The sequence below is a fragment of the Streptomyces sp. NPDC058674 genome (assembly GCF_042716505.1).
GTDB lineage: Bacteria > Actinomycetota > Actinomycetes > Streptomycetales > Streptomycetaceae > Streptomyces.
The window spans coordinates 1-15,996 of the sequence record NZ_JBHXSC010000105.1 but is presented as its reverse complement, the minus strand read 5'-3'; the positions used below and the strand labels follow the sequence as shown (position 1 = coordinate 15,996).

15 protein-coding genes are annotated in these 15,996 nt (G+C 71.2%); 5 read left to right on the top strand and 10 right to left on the bottom strand.

Translation table 11 applies throughout. The annotated features are described in order from the left end of the window. Positions 1-781 precede the first annotated feature (781 nt). The 4 genes from ACFWU6_RS32280 to ACFWU6_RS32265 form a co-directional block, all read right to left on the bottom strand. On the bottom strand, positions 782-1,012 hold the full coding sequence (locus ACFWU6_RS32280) for a hypothetical protein (protein ID WP_383984859.1): 231 nt from the start codon (positions 1,010-1,012) through the stop codon (positions 782-784). A gap of 563 nt (positions 1,013-1,575) precedes the next feature. Beyond that, positions 1,576-1,887 carry a hypothetical protein gene (locus ACFWU6_RS32275; protein WP_383984856.1) on the bottom strand — a complete coding sequence of 104 codons (312 nt, stop codon included), beginning with the start codon at positions 1,885-1,887 and terminating at the stop codon, positions 1,576-1,578. Positions 1,888-1,962: 75 nt separating this feature from the next. Then, on the bottom strand, positions 1,963-2,112 hold the full coding sequence (locus ACFWU6_RS32270; RefSeq protein ID WP_383984853.1) for a hypothetical protein: 150 nt from the start codon (positions 2,110-2,112) through the stop codon (positions 1,963-1,965). A 29-nt stretch (positions 2,113-2,141) separates the two neighbouring features. Next, the gene (locus tag ACFWU6_RS32265) at positions 2,142-3,107 is read right to left on the bottom strand and encodes a DUF3883 domain-containing protein (RefSeq protein WP_383984850.1); all 966 of its coding nucleotides are present in this window, start codon (positions 3,105-3,107) and stop codon (positions 2,142-2,144) included. 217 nt (positions 3,108-3,324) lie between these two features. On the opposite strand from ACFWU6_RS32265, the gene ACFWU6_RS32260 reads away from it, so the two are divergent. Both ACFWU6_RS32260 and ACFWU6_RS32255 read left to right on the top strand, forming a co-directional pair. After that, the gene (locus ACFWU6_RS32260; RefSeq protein ID WP_383984847.1) at positions 3,325-5,358 is read left to right on the top strand and encodes a DNA/RNA helicase domain-containing protein; all 2,034 of its coding nucleotides are present in this window, start codon (positions 3,325-3,327) and stop codon (positions 5,356-5,358) included. Positions 5,359-6,441: 1,083 nt separating this feature from the next. After that, positions 6,442-6,603, top strand: coding sequence for a hypothetical protein (locus ACFWU6_RS32255; RefSeq protein WP_383805596.1), 162 nt, complete (start codon positions 6,442-6,444; stop codon positions 6,601-6,603). Positions 6,604-6,908: 305 nt separating this feature from the next. Here ACFWU6_RS32255 and ACFWU6_RS32250 read toward each other — a convergent pair whose 3' ends face one another. The 3 genes from ACFWU6_RS32250 to ACFWU6_RS32240 all read right to left on the bottom strand — a co-directional run bounded on the left by ACFWU6_RS32250 (position 6,909) and on the right by ACFWU6_RS32240 (position 9,930). Next, positions 6,909-7,247: an STAS domain-containing protein gene (locus ACFWU6_RS32250; protein WP_383805598.1), complete on the bottom strand. Its 339-nt coding sequence runs from the start codon at positions 7,245-7,247 to the stop codon at positions 6,909-6,911. A 1,120-nt stretch (positions 7,248-8,367) separates the two neighbouring features. Further along, positions 8,368-8,781, bottom strand: coding sequence for a GNAT family N-acetyltransferase (locus ACFWU6_RS32245; RefSeq protein WP_383984844.1), 414 nt, complete (start codon positions 8,779-8,781; stop codon positions 8,368-8,370). 198 nt (positions 8,782-8,979) lie between these two features. Then, on the bottom strand, positions 8,980-9,930 hold the full coding sequence (locus ACFWU6_RS32240) for an alpha/beta fold hydrolase (RefSeq protein ID WP_383805602.1): 951 nt from the start codon (positions 9,928-9,930) through the stop codon (positions 8,980-8,982). Between the two features lie 127 nt (positions 9,931-10,057). On the opposite strand from ACFWU6_RS32240, the gene ACFWU6_RS32235 reads away from it, so the two are divergent. Beyond that, complete coding sequence (locus tag ACFWU6_RS32235) at positions 10,058-10,681, top strand: TetR/AcrR family transcriptional regulator (protein ID WP_383805604.1); 624 nt, start codon at positions 10,058-10,060, stop codon at positions 10,679-10,681. Between the two features lie 107 nt (positions 10,682-10,788). Here the strand turns inward: ACFWU6_RS32235 and ACFWU6_RS32230 are convergent, their stop codons facing one another. Continuing rightward, complete coding sequence (locus ACFWU6_RS32230; protein WP_383984842.1) at positions 10,789-11,643, bottom strand: ABC transporter permease; 855 nt, start codon at positions 11,641-11,643, stop codon at positions 10,789-10,791. Next, on the bottom strand, positions 11,640-12,560 hold the full coding sequence (locus tag ACFWU6_RS32225; RefSeq protein WP_383984839.1) for an ATP-binding cassette domain-containing protein: 921 nt from the start codon (positions 12,558-12,560) through the stop codon (positions 11,640-11,642). Before ACFWU6_RS32225 ends, ACFWU6_RS32230 begins: the two co-directional genes overlap by 4 nt. A gap of 225 nt (positions 12,561-12,785) precedes the next feature. Between ACFWU6_RS32225 and ACFWU6_RS32220 the strand changes: the two genes are divergently transcribed. Together ACFWU6_RS32220 and ACFWU6_RS32215 are read left to right on the top strand one after the other, a co-directional pair. Continuing rightward, positions 12,786-13,964: a sensor histidine kinase gene (locus ACFWU6_RS32220; protein WP_383984836.1), complete on the top strand. Its 1,179-nt coding sequence runs from the start codon at positions 12,786-12,788 to the stop codon at positions 13,962-13,964. Further along, positions 13,961-14,623, top strand: a complete 663-nt coding sequence (locus tag ACFWU6_RS32215) for a response regulator (RefSeq protein WP_383984833.1) — start codon at positions 13,961-13,963, stop codon at positions 14,621-14,623. The genes ACFWU6_RS32220 and ACFWU6_RS32215 overlap by 4 nt, the downstream gene beginning before the upstream one ends. Positions 14,624-14,976: 353 nt before the next feature. On the opposite strand, the gene ACFWU6_RS32210 is transcribed toward ACFWU6_RS32215, so the two are convergent. Continuing rightward, the gene (locus tag ACFWU6_RS32210; protein ID WP_383984831.1) at positions 14,977-15,447 is read right to left on the bottom strand and encodes a lamin tail domain-containing protein; all 471 of its coding nucleotides are present in this window, start codon (positions 15,445-15,447) and stop codon (positions 14,977-14,979) included. Between the last annotated feature and the right edge of the window lie 549 nt (positions 15,448-15,996).

The window sequence follows — 15,996 nt, the reverse complement described above, 5'->3', positions numbered from 1 at the left end:
GCGCTGGGGGGGGGGGGGGTGGGGGGGGGGGGGGGGGGGGGGGGGGGGGGGGGGGGGGGCCCCGCGACCGGAGGCGGGGGCAGGGGCAGACGCGGGGCGCAGCGGCGGGACCGGGCGGCCGGTGGCGGGGGCGCCGGAGCGGCGCCGGACGCGGGACCGGGCGGCGACGGCACCGGGAACCGGGCGCGCCGGGGCCGGGCCGCGCCCGGGACCGACAGGACGAAGTCAGCCTGCGCCGTGCCGAGGTGGCCCGCCCGCCAGGCGGCCGCGAACAGCAAGCCGGACAGCAGCAGGCCGTCGACAGCGATCCGGTCCCGAGCCGACGTCGCCCACCAAGCCGCACGTACCCGGTCCGCGCCCGCCCGCAAGCCCCGCCCGCGCCGTCCGGGTGCAGGAACCTTCGCCATCACCGCGTGCGCCCCGCGCCCTTGCCCGGTGCGGCCTGCTGCCGGTGAGCGGGGACCGCGACCTCTGCCGGGGCCGGCTGCCCGGGGGCCGCGGCGGCCGGGGTGGTGGTGGAGCGGGAACGGGCCGCCCCGGCGGCCATTCCCCCGCCCCGGCCGCACGCTGGAACGCTGGAAGTCCCGCGCGGCCCGCGCCCGCCTCGCGGAGCCGGCCGTGCGAGGACCTTCCTCATGCCACCCGCTGCCGCCGCGTGCCTGGGCACCGCCCCCTGCCCCCGCGCCGGAGGCGGCCGCGGTGGAGCAGGGCAAGCGCCGGTGGTGACCCCGCCGAGACTGACGAGTGACTACCCGGCAATCACTCGGCGGGGCCCTGCGGGTCACCTACGGCGCAGGGCGAGCGCCACGCCGAACGCGGCGGCCAGGGCCGAGGCCACCCCGCCCACGGCGCCGATCGGACCGGCCAGCGAGCGGTGGACCACGCACAGGTAGAGCGTGGCGCCCAGGGCCAGGAGGACGACGATCCCCACCACCAGGAGCAACACGGGGTCGGTGTTCGGGCGCTGCGGAGCCGGCTGGTTCTGGGGTTGCTGTTCGATGGTGGCGGACATGAGGGGGTTCCCTCCCGTTGGTGGCCTGCGGACGATCCGCAGACTGCGGCGCGGAGCACCTAGCCCCGCACCCCCTGGTGTCGGGTGGCCAGACAGCAGGAGGGGCGGCGCGAGGTTTTACCTGACACCACCCTGCGAGCCGGGCGGGGCTCATTCGATAGCGCTGACGTGCAGGAATCCCCCGATCCTCCGTCTAAAAATCTTGAATGCGGGGGTTGCGTGTGTAGGCGTACGAACCTCTTGGCCCCTCCGGCTATTGAGTGGCCGCCCGGCGGGGCGTACGAGTCCCACCTTCACGGCCACAGGCGGCGCAGGGGAAGGAGTGCCGGTTCCCCCCTTCGAAAGGGGAATCAGGCATAGTCCAGACTCGCGGAATGATCGAGCGCCGCCTCCTGGGCACCGGCCCCCGCCCCGCTACTCCCCCGGCACCTCCGGCTGCCCGCCGGGCCCGCCTGGCCGCCGAGGCCGAACCGACCGATGAGGACCGGGGCGCACCCGCGCGGTCCGCGTCCGCATCCGGCCGGCGTCGCCTGGGCCCACGCCGAGGCGGACGGACGCTGAGCTCAGCCCTCGGGGTGGTCCTTCTTACGGTGGTTGGCAATGCTGGCGGGGGCGCCGCTGTACTTGCAGTCGGCGCACTTCTCCCACGAGCAGTTCGGGTCGGCGACAGCGGCGTGTCGGACTGAGTGGTGCGAGCCGTAGCCGTGGGCGTGGAGAAACTGGGCGACAGACCCGTCGTACTTGAGCGCCATGAGCGCTGCTTCGGCGATCTTGTCGTGACCGGCAGCGAAGAACTTGCCGAGGCTGACGTCCTTCCCGCAGCCGCACCAGCACTTGCCGGTCGGAATCAGTCGGGGCTTCTCGTTGGTTGCCATACATCCAAGATAGCAATCCTTGGATGTATGGCAAGGGTTTCATCCAAGGGTTACATCGGCGTTCGCAGACAGGCACTAGATCGGGAGGTCTCCGGCCGCGTGGTGCGTCCCCACGGTGAACGACTCCCGGTAGCCCGGTATGGAGACGAGGAGTTCGGGGAGCGGGGCCGGGATGTTCACGGCGGGGTGTCGGTCACAGGACAGGCGTCCGGGCGCTGAGCCCATCGACTCGCTTCCTGTGGCCGGCGTGCGTCTCATGCGGTGGTTTCCGGGAGTCGGTATTCGTACTTGCGGGGCCTGAGGTCTTCGTCGGCGGGTTCCCAGTCGGTGTAGTGGGAGACGGTTCCTCCGCTGGCCGTGTAGGGGTCGGTGTGGGTGTCGACCCTGATGTCGCTTACGACGTAGAGGTCGACGGTGTTGCCCTTGTCCCGCGCGTGGAGGACTTCGTTGATGGTCAGCTCCACGCTCGTCGCGGCGCCCGTGGTGCCCTTTACCTCGACGTGGCGTTCTTCCGTGCCGCGGGTGCAGCGCAGGTCGTAGGGCTTGCCGAGTTTTTCGATGGTCCAGCCCTCGTTCTCGTAGTGGGTGATGGCCCGTTGCTCGGCGTGCTCCTCGATGGTCTTGCGCTTCTTGGGGTCCGAGATGTAGCCGGCGCCGCGGCGGCGGCGCTGCGGCTTCTTCTTTCCCTCGACCTGGTCGGCGGTGAAGCCGGGTGACTCGTCCAGGGGGACGTCTTCGGGGTCGTCGGGGTCGAAGGGGATGCCGGCGAGTTGAAGGAGGCGTTGGGCGGGCATCTGGACGAGCTTGCCCATGCCTCTGTCGGTGCCCGAGCGGCGGATGGCGTCGCTGCCGGCTTCGGTGAGCGGGCCTTCGGGGCCGAGGGGGACGTTCTCGAGCTTGGCGAGGGGTTCGATGCCGAAGCGCTGGGGGTACTTCAGACGGCGTTCGGCTTCCTCGTCGGGCCAGTGCCAGGCCTGGCCTTCGTAGAAGCCGCCGCGGACCTGGAAGAGGTAGAGGGTGGCGGTGCCCCGCAGCCAGTCGGGCAGCTGCACGCGGGGGGAGGCGCCGGTGGCCAGGACCGCGAAGCGGGGCTGTGCGGTGTCGTACTCGGGCTTCTTCTCGGGGAAGCCCCAGGAGAGGGTCTCGATGCCGTGCTCGAGGTTGCGTTGGGACTCGGTGCTCTGGCCGACATGGACCATGACGAACGTCGACATCTTCATGCAGGGCATCATAAGCGGGTTGCTATCGACAGGTCTATAGTGTTTCCTCATCTCATGATCCAACGGGTGTCAACGCTGTACTCCCAGTGTGACGGGCCCCGTTGACAACCGATCAGCGACGACTGAGCGGCGCCGGCCCTTCGCCGCGCCGCGGGCCGGCTGACGCTGAAGCAGCCGTTGTCGGCCGAGCTCGCCGACAGGAACCGGGGGAACGACCGTGAGCGACAGGGCCCGTACGGAGATGGCGAACGACAGGCACACCATTCCCGCCCAAACGACGCCTCCGGAGCAGGCGCCGGCGGGCGGCGTGGCGTGCGCGGCGGCCGGCTCAGTCGGGGAGATCGCCGCGCTGGTGGGCAGCCCCGCGTTCATCGCGCGGTGCGTCGAGCGGTACCGCGCGTCCGGGTTCGGTAACCCGGACGAAGGCGAGGTGCGGAGCTGGCGTGCGAGCTGGCCACCCCTCTTCGAAGCCCTGATGCGGGCCGGGCTGTCGGATTTACGGGTGTACCTGGAGTACGGGACGCCGGGCGGAGGACGGCGCCTGGACGCGCTGCTGGTCGGCAGCGCACCAGGCGGCGGGCTCACCCTGGTGGTGGTCGAGCTGAAGCAGTGGCAGACCTGCCGGATCCTGGACGGCGGCCGGGTCATGCGCAGCGACGGGGTGGTGACCACGCATCCCGTCTACCAGGTCGCCGCCTACCGGAGCTTCTTCCGGTACTGGCGGCCCGAGGGGGCGCCCCGCCTGGAGTTGCGCGCCGTTGTGGTGCTGCACGACGCCTCCGCCGAGCAGGGGGCGGCGCTCGGCTCGGCAGCCCCGGCGTTCGACGACATTCCCGTCCTGACCGCCGGCGATCTGACCGCGCCGCCCGCGGCGTTGGCCCGCCTGCTGCGCTGCGACGACGCGGGCGCGGTCGGCCGCGATCAGGTCGCCGCGTTCGAGGGCATCCGGTGGGCTCCGTCGGCCGGGCTCCTCGACCACGTCGGGGCCGTTCTGGCGGGCAAGCCCGCCTTCGCCCTGGTCGGCGACCAGCAGGACGCCTTCAACCGGATCCGTGACAAGGCCGCGCAGAGCCTGCGACACGCGGCCGCCCCGCCGGCGGCCGAACCCGGATCCGGCGGGATTCCGCCCGGGCGCGGGGCGGTCATCACCGTCCAGGGGGGACCCGGCAGCGGCAAATCAGCGCTGGCCGTACGGCTGCTCAGCCACTTCATGCGCGAGCACCCCGACGCATCCCCCCGCTTCATCACCCCCTCCGGCACACTGCGCTCCCACCTCCTGGACGCCACCGCCGACCACCCCGGAGCCCGCGAGCTCTTCCCCTCCGCCTCCAGCCTGCGCAGCACCGCCAGCCGGGCACGGGCCATCGTCATCGACGAGGCGCAGCGCATGGCGAGGTCCGGGGGGCGGATGGCGCCCGAACTCGCCGCGGTCCTCGACCGGGTCCCGCTGGTGGTGGTGTTCCTCGACGAGCGCCAGGTCATCCGGCCGAACGAAGGGGTCTCCGTCGCCGAGATCGACGCCTACGCGCGCGCGACGGGACGCCGCCACCACAGCCTGGCCCTCACCGGCTCGTTCCGCTGCCGAGGTTCGAAGGCGTACACCGACTGGGTCGAGGACCTGCTGTACGGGCGTCCGGTCCCCTGGACGGGGCAGGCCGGCTACGACCTCGGAGTGTGTACGGACCCCTTCGGACTCCAGGAGGGCGTCGAACGGGCCACCGCCGCCGGCGACACCGCGCGGATCACCGCCGGGTTCTGCTGGAAGTGGACCCCCACCCGCCAGTCCGCCCGGACCCTGCCCCTGGACATCCGCATCACCAGCACCCCACTCGCCGGCGGACCCCGCGTCTGGCAGGCCGCGTGGAACGCCTCCACCGCCCTCACCACCGCCGACGGCGAACCGCTGGCACCCGCCAGCCAGCTCTGGGCCAGCCACAGCGGCGGCCACCAGCAAGTCGGCTGCGTCTACACCGCCCAAGGCCTCGAGTACCACCACTCCGCCGTCATCATCGGCCCCGACCTCGCCTGGCGCGACAACCGCTGGACCGCCCACCCCGCCGAAAGCCACGACGCCCGCCTCCGCGACCTCGCCCCCGACGAATACCTCCCCCTCGCCCTCAACATCTACCGCGTCCTCCTCACCCGCGGCACCCACACCACCCGCATACACGCCACCGACCCCGAAACCCACCACCACCTCACCACCCTCATCAACCCCAACAGCCTCCACACAGACCACCAAGCCGGCTAACACCAGGCCGGAGCGCACCGTGCCTGGGCGGGCGCGGGACGTGGACGGCACAGCCCCGGCCGCTGGCACCGCAGCAGAGCGGACCCACCGGGAACCCGGGTCCCGGCATGACCCCTCTCCCCGCCATACGAACCCGAACAGTCCCCACGCACGCGGCCGAGGCAGGGCAGGTCCCAGCACGGCGCCCGGCACGGGGCGGAGCGGGCGGGTTCCTCCGCAGGTGAGACTGCCGGCATGGGCATGGGCACGGGACAGCACAGCAGCGAGCGCCGGGCGGGACGGCAGCGCAGACGCGGGACGGGCCGGAACGGTGGCTTACTGGTCCAGGCGGGGCCCACACGAGCACACGCCCCGGCAGTGGTAGCAGGTCCTGATCAGCCCGTGCTCCCGAGCGTCGCACGGCTCTCCACAAGGGTTGCCGCCAGTGCGCTCCTGTTCGAGAGCGACCATCCGCGGACCGTAGAGGCCAGCGCCGCCCGCCAGGTAGTAACCGTTGTCGGTGGCGAACATTCGGACGGAGCGGACGGACAGGACCCTCCCCCTGTCCGGTCCCTCCAGCACTGAAACCAGGTCTCCGGCCTTGTGCATCGTGCCCTCCATAGTTAGCAAGCCGTGACGGAGCTGTGCGCCCCGCGGCGATAGCAAGTGGGTGGGAAGGCCCCACTCGCGCTGGAACGTCACCGGCCCTCATCATCCCTTGGGGAGGGCGGCGGGCGGTAACGCTCGGGGCGGCGCGGACGGCCGCGGCCCGCTCCGGGAGCGCGGCATCCGCCGGCGGTGCATGGGCCGCACCGGCGCGGCGTCCAGGTGCACGTACTGCCTGCACTGCGAACCTCCGGGGCGACGACGGCTGACGGCCGCGGGGCCGGCGACGCCAGACTAGACAGGCCAGCGCTAGCTACGGCGCGGCACCGACCTGCCCCCGGTTGCCCGTCCAGGACGTTCGCCACCGCCTGTCAGCGACCGAGCCCTGGACCTGGTGGAGCTCGTGGTCAGCAAGTTGGTCACCAACACCCGCAAGTACGCCCCCGGCCCGAGCCGGCTCGACCTGGAAGTGCGGGAGGGGTGTGTGGAAGTGGCCGTGTGGGACAGCAACCCGAACCCGCCCGTGATCCTGCCCCCGACACCCCGCGCATCGGACAGCAGGGACTCGCGATCGTCGTGGGCGTCGCCCGCACCTTCGCCATCGAGCGCGGCCCCGCGGGGAAACGCATCACCGCGGCCATCGCCCTCACCGACGGCTGAAGGGCCCGGGACGGACGGGTCGGCAGAACGGGGCGGGCCCGCGGGCCCCGGTGCGGGGTGGCCCTGACGCCTGACGTCGGCTCCACCGTGCGCGGTACCCCCCACCGTCAGGCCCGGCGGTGGCCGACCCGCGGTGGCGGAAGCAGTCAGGCATCAGGGCCCGGGGCCCGTCCCGGAAGCTCGGGGGCGGACCCCCGGGACGGTGTTGGCTCCCGGTCTCTCCAACGAACCGCCCCCGCGCGCGGACACGCGCCCGCCGAGGCCCTGGGCCCTGTGCCGGGACGGGAGCCGGCGGCCGGGTGCGGTCAGGGGCGGTGGGGGAAGGTCTTGTCGGCGCCGGTCATCTCCAGCAGGCGGGCGACCTGAGTGCACGGGGCGGCCAGGCGCAGGCCGCGGCCGGACTTGCGGGCCACGAGCATGGCGCGGATGAGGACGTTCAGGCCGGAGGAGTCGCAGAAATCGACACGGCTGAGGTCGACGACGACGTCGGTGGGGCCGCCGGTGTGGGCCAGCGCTCCGAGGAGTGCGGTGCGCAGGGCGGGCGCCTGGTCGACGTCGAGCTCGCCGGTGGGGCGGACCACGATCACGTCCGCGCGTATCTCGGTCTCCACCGACTGCGGCCCGGTGGTCGCATCCGTAGCCATGCTGAATCTCCTCTATGCCGGACAGGGTCCTGGTGACCGTACTTGAGGATCTTCCTCGGCGGCCATGTCCGGGGTGCCGCCCGTAGGTGACGCGGGGCCGGGCCCGCTCGCGGCGTGCGCGGCCGGGTACCGGTGGCACCGTCAGCGGGCACGCCCCGGGCCGATGCGGCCTGCTGCCGGTGAGCGGGGACCGCGGCCTCTGCTGGGGCCTGCTGTCCGGGGGCCGCGGCGGCCGGGGTGGTGGTGGAGTGGGAGCGGGCCGCCGCCGGGGACACCCTGACGCGGGACGCGGGCGCGGCCGGGGCGGAGGGCGGTGTCGTCAGGGAGCGCAAGGTCGCGTCCACGAGCCGGCCCACGGTGGTGGACGTGGGGCCGTCCTTCCAGCCGGTGTCGGCCTTCAGGCGGGCCAGGTGCGCGCCGAGGAGCGCGGGACCCCCCTGGTCGCGGATCCGGTCCATGCGGGCCGCGAGCAGGGGCCACTGGCGGGAGCCGACCAGGAGACCCACCTCCGTCTCGGGCAGGACGTCCTTGACAGGCCGACGATCGTGGCGTGCGCGAGCCGGCCCACGCCGAGCTGCTCCAAGGCCTTCGCGCGGTCGCCGAGGTCCAAGTCCCGGGGCACGTCCAGACCCTCGGTCAGCGGACCCTAAGACCGCTTCGCGTCCGTACTCGCGGGCGGGCCGCAGGGGGTGCGCGAGTTGAGCGTCCGCTGGAATGCTGAGGAGTTCGTCGTCACCGTTCCCGGGCTGCGGTCCTCATGAGCGGCCTCGAGGCCCGCCTGGAGAGCTGGCGGGCCGTGCGGGCGTGGCTGGGTTGCCAGCAGAAGCTGGCGGATCGGGCAATCAGCGAGCTGAAGGCGCAACTGGTCGCCGAGGCGGCCCGCCAGCCCCGCCTCCGCCGCTGGATCGGAAGCTCGAATCCATCCGGACCGGGTCCGGACCGAAAGCACTGCGCGTCCACGTCGGGGATTGCGCGATGAGCGGCGGCAAGCCCTTCGGTGGTGTCCAGGACGTCCCGAGTGCCCCCGGCTGAGGAGAGCTCTATGGCCGAACCGGATTCGAACTACTCCGAAAGGTGATCATCCCCGAGTAGCACTTCGCAACTCCTCAAGATCTTTTGCCTACGGAGCCGTATCGCGCAGGTCGGGGCGGTTCCTCGGCAGTCCGAAGCCTGCCATTGCCTTTTCCTCGTAGGACAGGAAGCCCAGGCTCCGGTAGAACGCGTGGTTGCGGTTGCCCTCTGGTGACGACTCGTGGTCCGTGGACAGGAGGAAGAACCGGCAGTGGGAGTAGCGCCGCATCAGGTGCTCGACTAGTGCCCGTCCAACCCCCTGCCTGTGGTGCGCCGGATTGACCACGACGTCCTGGACGTAACAGATGTGCTCGTCATCGGAGACCGTCCGGGCCAGCCCCAGAAGGGATCCCGATCCGTCTCGTGCCGTGATGACAAGGTGAGAGTTCACGAGACCGCGGCAGAGCTTGTCGACGTCGCTGGTGTAGCCCTCCCAGCCGACCGAGTCGTAGAGGTTCAGCACCTCAACAGGATCGAAAGCGCCCTCTTCCGCTATTAACACGTCGATCCCCTATGCGCTGGTGCGTTCTCACTGTCAACTCGACACCACACACTTCGTGCACGTCAAGATCGATCACTGCCGGACCCGGCCGCCTCGCGTTCGAACGCTGGGAGGAGGCTCCGTGAGATCTGTGCCAGAACCGAGTGCGGCCTGCCCCGTTTATGCGTACGTGGTGCCCTGGTTTCCCTCCGGGGCGAGGGAGTCGATGTCCTCCATGAAGCACAGCATCCGGGTGTTGACCACGTCCGGGTGGTCGATCTGCGGGCCGTGCCCGGTCGCGCTGATGATCTCGGCGCGGGCCCCGGGTATCAGGCGCGGTACGCGTTCCAGCTGCCGCTTGGGGTGCACGAGCAGGCTGTGCTTGCCCATGATCACGTACAGCGGGGTCCGGATGGACCGCAGCGCGTCCTCGGCGAGCGGCAGTGGTGCGGGGCGGCGGATCCGGTACGCGCGGGCGCCGAGTTGGATCCACTTGCGCATCTCGGGTACGGCGATGACCGGCTGGTCCAGCCACTTGGCGAGCCGGGGGCGCAGGGCCTTGGGGGCGAAGGTGGCGAAGAGGCTGATGAAGACCCAGGCGAAGAAGCGCAGGCCGACCTTTTCCAGGCCGCCGGGGTCGAGGGCGGTGACGGAGGCGAGGCGTTCGGGGCGGCGGTGGGCCTGGTTGAGGACAAGCCAGCCGCCGTAGGAGGAGCCGACGAGGTGGACCTTGTCGAGGCCGAGCGCGTCGAGGGCTTCGTCCATCCACTGGGCGGCGCGCTCGGGTTGCCACATGGGCTCGCGGTGGACGCTGCGGTTGGCGTCGCCCGGGGTGTCGAGGGCGTAGACGGGCCGGTCGAGGCTGAGCCCGGGGGTGTTGGGGTACCACATGGCGGAGCTGTAGCCGGCGCCGTGGATCAGGACGATCGGCGTGCGGGACTCGGCCTTGGGGTCGGTGGGGCCGTATCGGTAGACATGGGTGGTACCGAAGCTCGTCTCGACGTCGGTCTCGGAGCGGGCGGGTGCTCCCATCGCGTAGAGCACGTCCGCCGCGGCGAAGTAGCGGTCGCGGAGCTGGTCGTTGACGTAGCGGCCGACGTCGCGGCGCGCACGGGTCGTGGTTTCGGGCATGGGGGCACCTCCAGGAAGATCGATTCTTCGTGATACGACCGTACCATGTTGTTGATACGGCGGTACCATGAAGTGAATCCGGGCGGGCCGGACGCGAACTCACCACCGACAGCCGGAGACACTGCACATGCCCAAGCACGTGGACCACGAGAAACGGCGCGTCCAGATCGCCGACGCCCTCATCCAGGCCGCCGGACGGCGCGGACTGCATGCCGTCGGCATGCGCGACGTCGCAGCCGAGGCCGGCGTGTCACTACGGCTCGTCCAGTACTACTTCGAGACCAAGGAGAAGCTGCTCTTCTACGGCCTCAAGCACCTCACTGACCGCTTTACCGCACGTGTGGGCGCCCGCCTCGCCGCCGCCGGACCGGACCCGGGCCCGCGCGCCACGATCGAGGCGCTACTGCTGGCCTCGCTGCCGACCGACGAGGAGAGCCGCACATTCCACCTGCTGTACAGCTCCTACGCGATCCTTTCTGTGACCGACGAGGCACTCGCCGCCCAACCCTTCATCGACAACCCCGACGCCGCCGAGAACGCCCTGACCGGACTACTCCAGCAGGCCCAGGAGACCGCCCTGGCCGACACAACCGTCGACGCCCGCACGGAAGCGATCAGCCTGCTCGCCATAACCGCGACCATGGGCACCAGCATCCTCGTCGGCCAACGGACACCGGAGTCCGCCATCGCGGCACTCCACCACCACCTCAACCGGATCTTCACCAACAACCCCACCACGCCCACCGCATGACCCCGACAGTGGCAGCGGACTCCAGAGACGTTCAACGAGGCTGCGACAAGCTTCGAGGGCCTTGCCCCTGTTCCTCCGGGGGTGATATGCGCTGCTCGGGGGCCCGTTCACACGTCGCGTTGCCGCGCGACGACCACAGCGAGTACGACCGCGATCAGCGGCCAGAGCGCATACACGGCCCATGAGCTGGGGATGGTGGCGCTGTAGGCGAGTGAGTGGGGATCCGGTGCCCAGTTCTGGGCCAGGCGCTTCCATGCCGTGACCGGCATCGCATGGCTTATGGCGGCGGACCAGCGTGCGCTCTGCGAGAAGATCGGCGGCAGCATCACCAGGGTAAAGGCGCTGGTGACCATGGTGGTGGCGCTGTGTCTGATCAGGGCCCCGAGGCCGAGGCCGATCAGTGCGCAGACCGGGGCAAGCAGAGCGGAAGCCATCAGAGCCCGGAGCACTCCGGGATGGGTGGGGGAAACCCCGGCCTGCTGCCCGTTCAGGATGGTTTGGGAGGCCAGGAAGCAGCCGGTGGAGATGACCGTGCCGACTGCGGTCCAGAGCCCGGCGGTGACGACCGCCTTGGCCAGCAACACCGCACCACGGGCGGGGACGGCCACGGTGGTGGTGCGGATCAGGCCGCTGCTGTACTCGCTCACGACGGTGAGGGCGCCGACGCTGCCGGCGACGAGCATCAGCGCCATGAAGCCGGCCGCGGGGAAAGCAACGAACACGAGGAATCCCTGGTCGGCCTTCGCGGCCGGGCTCATCGTCCGGAGGTTGTTGATTTCCGCCAGTGCCGATACAGCGGCGGACCCGATGACGAACAGGGCGGTGAGCGCGAGCGTCCACGGGGTGGAGCGCAGGGACCGCATTTTGATCCACTCGGAGGCGATCAGGTCGCGGAAGCTGGCGGGCGGCTCGGCGAGGGACGCGGCCGACGTGGTCGCGAGGGCGGAGGCGTGTGTGGTCATCGGGGCTGTCCTGCCTGGTATTCGACGCTGTCGGCGGTGAGTTCCATGAAGGCCTCCTCCAGCGAGGCGGTTCGTGTGGTCAGCTCGTTCAGCAGGATCCCGTTCTCGAAGGCGAGCGCGGCGATCCGGTCCGTCGGCAGTCCGGTCACGGCAAGCTTCTCGGCGCCCGCCGATCGCGCCGGCTCGACCGATGCGCCGGCGGCGGTCAGCACCGCCGTCAGTTCGGCTGCTTGGCGCGTGCCCACCACTACGCCGAGGCAGGTGCTGCGGGCCGCGAAGTCCCGTACCGACTCCGCGGCGATGAGCCGGCCTCGGCCGATGACGACGAGCTGGTCGGCGGTGTTCTCCATCTCCGACATGAGGTGGCTGGAGAGGAAGACGGTGCGGCCCTCGGCCGCGAGGCGCCGGAAGAGGCGGCGCATCCAGAGCACGCCTTCCGGGTCCATGCCGTTGACCGGCTCGTCGAACATCAGCACCGGCGGGTCGCCGAGCAGGGCGGTGGCGACGCCGAGGCGCTGCTTCATGCCGAGCGAGAACCCGCCGATGCGGCGGGTCGCCGCATCGGCGAGGCCCACTTCGTGCAGGACCTCGCCTACTCGGCGGGGGGAGATCCCGTTGCTGCGGGCCAGGGCGGTCAGGTGGGCCGTGGCGGTGCGTCCGCCATGGACCTGGCCTGCGTCGAGGAGGGCGCCGACGTGCCGCAGTCCGCGCGGGTGGCTGCGGAAGGGGACCCCGCTGACGGTGGTGGCGCCGCCGGTGGGCGCCTCCAGGCCGAGGATCATCCGCAGGGTGGTGGATTTACCGGCTCCGTTGGGGCCGAGGAAGCCGGTGACCTGGCCCGGCCGCACGGTGAAGGACAGCTGGTCGACAGCAGTCTTGCCACCGTAGCGCTTGGTGAGTTCATTGACTTCGATCATGTGGACAACCCTGCCGGGAGGGCCCCATCCGGTCATGGGGCCGTGGGCGGCAATCGTGCGGCGGCCTTCGCCCGTGGTCGTACGCCCACGGGCCGATGCCGCGAGGTAGTCGGCTGGATAACCTCGCGGGATGAATGCCATACCGACCACTCCGTCGCCCACGCGCGTCGCACCGTGCGGCCGTTCTCCGGAGGGGGCGCCCTGCCTCCAGAGGGCACACCTGCGATGACGAGAACGAACGTCATGGCCTGGTTGGGGGGCGTCCTCTACGTCCTCGCGGTGGGTCTGCTCGTAGGAGGCGCGCCGCGGGCTTCGGGCACGATCCATGGCATCGGGGCACTGTTGGCGGCGAGCCTGCTCGTCGGCGTTCTGCGACGCAGGCCGGTCCTGGCTCTGGTCATGACGCTCCTCGGGTCCACGGCCGTGGTGGTGGGTCCCCCGAGCTCCGCCGGTGTGGACCTGTCGGCTTCGTACCAGGGCGAGTTCCTGTCGTATCTGGCGGTGGACCTGGTCCTGGGCTTCATCGTCGCCACCCGCGCGCGGCGGGCTTCGACCGTCGCCGCGGCCACCTCCCTAGCCGTCCAGCTCTTGCTCGTCGGCGGCTTCGCCCACGGTGACAGCCTGACGGTCAACCTCGTGATCGCCCTCCTGGCGATGGCCGCGGCCTGCACGGCCGGTCTGCTGAGCCGCGAGCGCCGCGAGCACGCGGTGGCGCTGCGCGCACAGGAGGTGGCAGAGGCAGTGATCGCCGAACGGCTGCGGATCGCACGGGAGTTGCACGACATGGTCGCGCACAGCATCGGCATCATCGCCATCCAGGCCGGGGCGGCGAGCCAGGTCATCCGTACCCGGCCCTTGGAGGCCGGTGAGGCGCTGCGGGCCATCGAGGTCACCAGCAGGGAGACCCTGTCGGGCCTTCGGCGTACTTTGGTGGCACTTCGTCAGGCAGAGCCCGGTGTGGTGGCCTCGGGAGGGCGGGCGGCCCTCGCGCCCTCGCCGGGTCTGGCGGACATCGACCGGTTGGCGGCGGCCACGGCCGACGCGGGGGTACATGTGGATGTGCGCCGCATCGGGGAAGAGCGCCCTCTGCCGGCCGACATCGACTTGTCCGCCTTCCGTATCGTTCAGGAGGCGCTGACCAACGTGGTCCGCCACGCGGGCACCGGAAGCTGTCGGGTGTTCATCGACTACAGAGATATGGAGCTGGCCGTGGAGGTCGTCGACGATGGGTGCGGTGCCGCCAAGAACGGCTCGGCCCACGGCTTCGGTCTCGTGGGCATGCGGGAGCGGGTCGCCCTGTTGTCCGGGGACCTCAGCGCCGAAACGCGTCCCGAGGGCGGCTTCCGGGTGACGGCCCGGCTGCCGCTGCCCGAACCCGCCGGAGTTCCGGTGAACGCCCGATGACCGGCAGTCCCGTACGCGTCGTACTAGCCGACGACCAGCCACTGGTGCGGTCTGGCCTGCGCCTGGTCATGGCCGACCACCCGGACCTGGAGGTCGTCGGCGAAGCCGCAACCGGTGCCCAGGCGGTCCAACTGGTCAGGGACATCGTCCCCGATGTCGTGGTGATGGACATCCGGATGCCCGGCATGGACGGGATCGAAGCCACCCACCGGATCACCACCGGCCCGACCGCGACGCGCGTCCTCGTCCTGACCACGTTCGACGAGGACGACTACGTCTACGGCGCGCTGCGGGCCGGAGCGAGCGGCTTCGTGGTCAAGGACATGGCGCTGAACGACATCCTCGCGGCGATCCGCGTGGTCGCCGACGGCGACGCACTGATCGCGCCGGGGGTCACGCGCCGACTGATCGCCAACTTCGCCGGACAACCCCCGCAGCGCTCCCCGCGGCCGGTCGCGGGCATCACCGAGCGGGAACGGGAAGTCCTGACCCTCATTGGGCGCGGCCGGACGAACGCCGAGATCGCCGAGGACCTCTTCATCACGGTGGCCACCGCCAAGTCGCACGTGTCACGCCTGCTCACCAAACTGGGCGCCCGGGACCGGGTCCAGCTCGTGATCACCGCCTACGAGATAGGGCTCGTCTCGCTGCCCGACTGAGCAGCACCACGGCTTCGGCCAGTCCCAGAGCCGTGGTGCTTGCCACCGGGCTGCCAGCGCGGGCGCGGCGCGGCCGCGGCCCGGCGGCGGGATCCGAGCGGTTATGCCGGGCAGGACGGCCAGGTGCTCAGCGGTGCCGGGGCGGGCCCGGTCGGCTTCGACGAGTGCGCACGTGCGCAGAGGAACCGCTGCACGCCCATCCCCGTCCCCGTCCCCCTGCAGCAGTGCGGGCCGTCGCCCGGTGGGACGACGGCCCGTGCGCGTGCCGGTCAGCGGTGGTGGCCGCATGGTCCAGCCACGGGTAGATCACCTCACGCAGGCTCCCTGGCTTGGCGCCCGGCCTGCGCGTGGGGTCAGCGGCGGCGGCCCCAGGACTCGGTGTCGACCGTGCGGCCGCGGTCGTCGCGCAGCGTCGCGGTGTCGGCGCGGTTGTCCCAGACGTAGTCGCGGCGGTCCTGGAAGAGGTCGGTGCGGGTGTCGCGTCCGTTGCCGCTGTGGATACGGATGGTGGCGTGGCGTGCGATGCGGACGTTATCGAATCGGTAGCGGTTGCCGTCGCTGTCGCGCAGCGTCCAGCCGCGGAGGTTGACGGCGTCGCGGGTGGTGTTGGTGATCTCCACCCACTCCGCGTTCAGGGACCGGTTCGAGCGGTCGTCACGTCCGGGGCTGTCGGCCTGGACCCGGCTGATCTCCACCCGCGGGTGCCGCTGCTGGTGACGGTCACCGTCGTGCGCGGCCGCCGGCAGCGCGGCGGCGGAGACAACGGCGCCGGCGGCCAGGACCGTGGCGGCGATACGGCGTACGGAGGAAGAAGCAGAAGACATGGGTGGCACTCCCTCAAGAACAGCACCTCACCAGCCGAAACAGGCGGCAGAGGCACTCTCGGAGACGGCCCGAAGCGAGCCGATGGCCACACTCTCAACCCGACACCAGCCCCACCGTACCCCCCACAGACCCCGGTTACCAGACACGGACATATCCGTCACACTCACCTGCGCACCGCACACACTTCCCCCGAACATGCCCCTGACATTCACTGACCGCTACACCCATCCATACCGGAAGCCGCACCTCCGGTTCGGAGCACTCCGACGCATCACCAGGCGCACGCCCCGGCGCCTCACCCGGCCGGGCCAGTCGATCAAGTAACAACTGTTCTGCAGGATTCTTCGCGCACAATCCCGCAATCCGTACAGATTCACGCCCCGTGCGAGCCGATGCCGGCAGGGATGACGGGCGTCTCCCGCAGGGCGGTACAGGCAACGAGACCCACGCCGGGCCGCGGCGCCGGCGCCGGGAACCGGCGGCAGGCCGGGACGGGCCCCGGGCGGCAGCGGCCGACGGCGGGCGGGCGGCGGGCGGCGGGCGGCGGG

What these genes read in the sequence shown, in the direction of transcription:
- ACFWU6_RS32215 (WP_383984833.1), top strand. Translation starts at nt 13,961, where the DNA reads ATGACCGGCAGTCCCGTACGCGTCGTACTAGCCGACGACCAGCCACTG.
- ACFWU6_RS32240 (WP_383805602.1), bottom strand. Translation starts at nt 9,930, where the DNA reads ATGCCCGAAACCACGACCCGTGCGCGCCGCGACGTCGGCCGCTACGTC.
- ACFWU6_RS32210 (WP_383984831.1), bottom strand. Translation starts at nt 15,447, where the DNA reads ATGTCTTCTGCTTCTTCCTCCGTACGCCGTATCGCCGCCACGGTCCTG.
- ACFWU6_RS32225 (WP_383984839.1), bottom strand. Translation starts at nt 12,560, where the DNA reads ATGATCGAAGTCAATGAACTCACCAAGCGCTACGGTGGCAAGACTGCT.
- ACFWU6_RS32230 (WP_383984842.1), bottom strand. Translation starts at nt 11,643, where the DNA reads ATGACCACACACGCCTCCGCCCTCGCGACCACGTCGGCCGCGTCCCTC.
- ACFWU6_RS32220 (WP_383984836.1), top strand. Translation starts at nt 12,786, where the DNA reads ATGACGAGAACGAACGTCATGGCCTGGTTGGGGGGCGTCCTCTACGTC.
- ACFWU6_RS32270 (WP_383984853.1), bottom strand. Translation starts at nt 2,112, where the DNA reads ATGGGCTCAGCGCCCGGACGCCTGTCCTGTGACCGACACCCCGCCGTG.
- ACFWU6_RS32250 (WP_383805598.1), bottom strand. Translation starts at nt 7,247, where the DNA reads ATGGCTACGGATGCGACCACCGGGCCGCAGTCGGTGGAGACCGAGATA.
- ACFWU6_RS32265 (WP_383984850.1), bottom strand. Translation starts at nt 3,107, where the DNA reads ATGAAGATGTCGACGTTCGTCATGGTCCATGTCGGCCAGAGCACCGAG.
- ACFWU6_RS32275 (WP_383984856.1), bottom strand. Translation starts at nt 1,887, where the DNA reads ATGGCAACCAACGAGAAGCCCCGACTGATTCCGACCGGCAAGTGCTGG.
- ACFWU6_RS32280 (WP_383984859.1), bottom strand. Translation starts at nt 1,012, where the DNA reads ATGTCCGCCACCATCGAACAGCAACCCCAGAACCAGCCGGCTCCGCAG.
- ACFWU6_RS32235 (WP_383805604.1), top strand. Translation starts at nt 10,058, where the DNA reads ATGCCCAAGCACGTGGACCACGAGAAACGGCGCGTCCAGATCGCCGAC.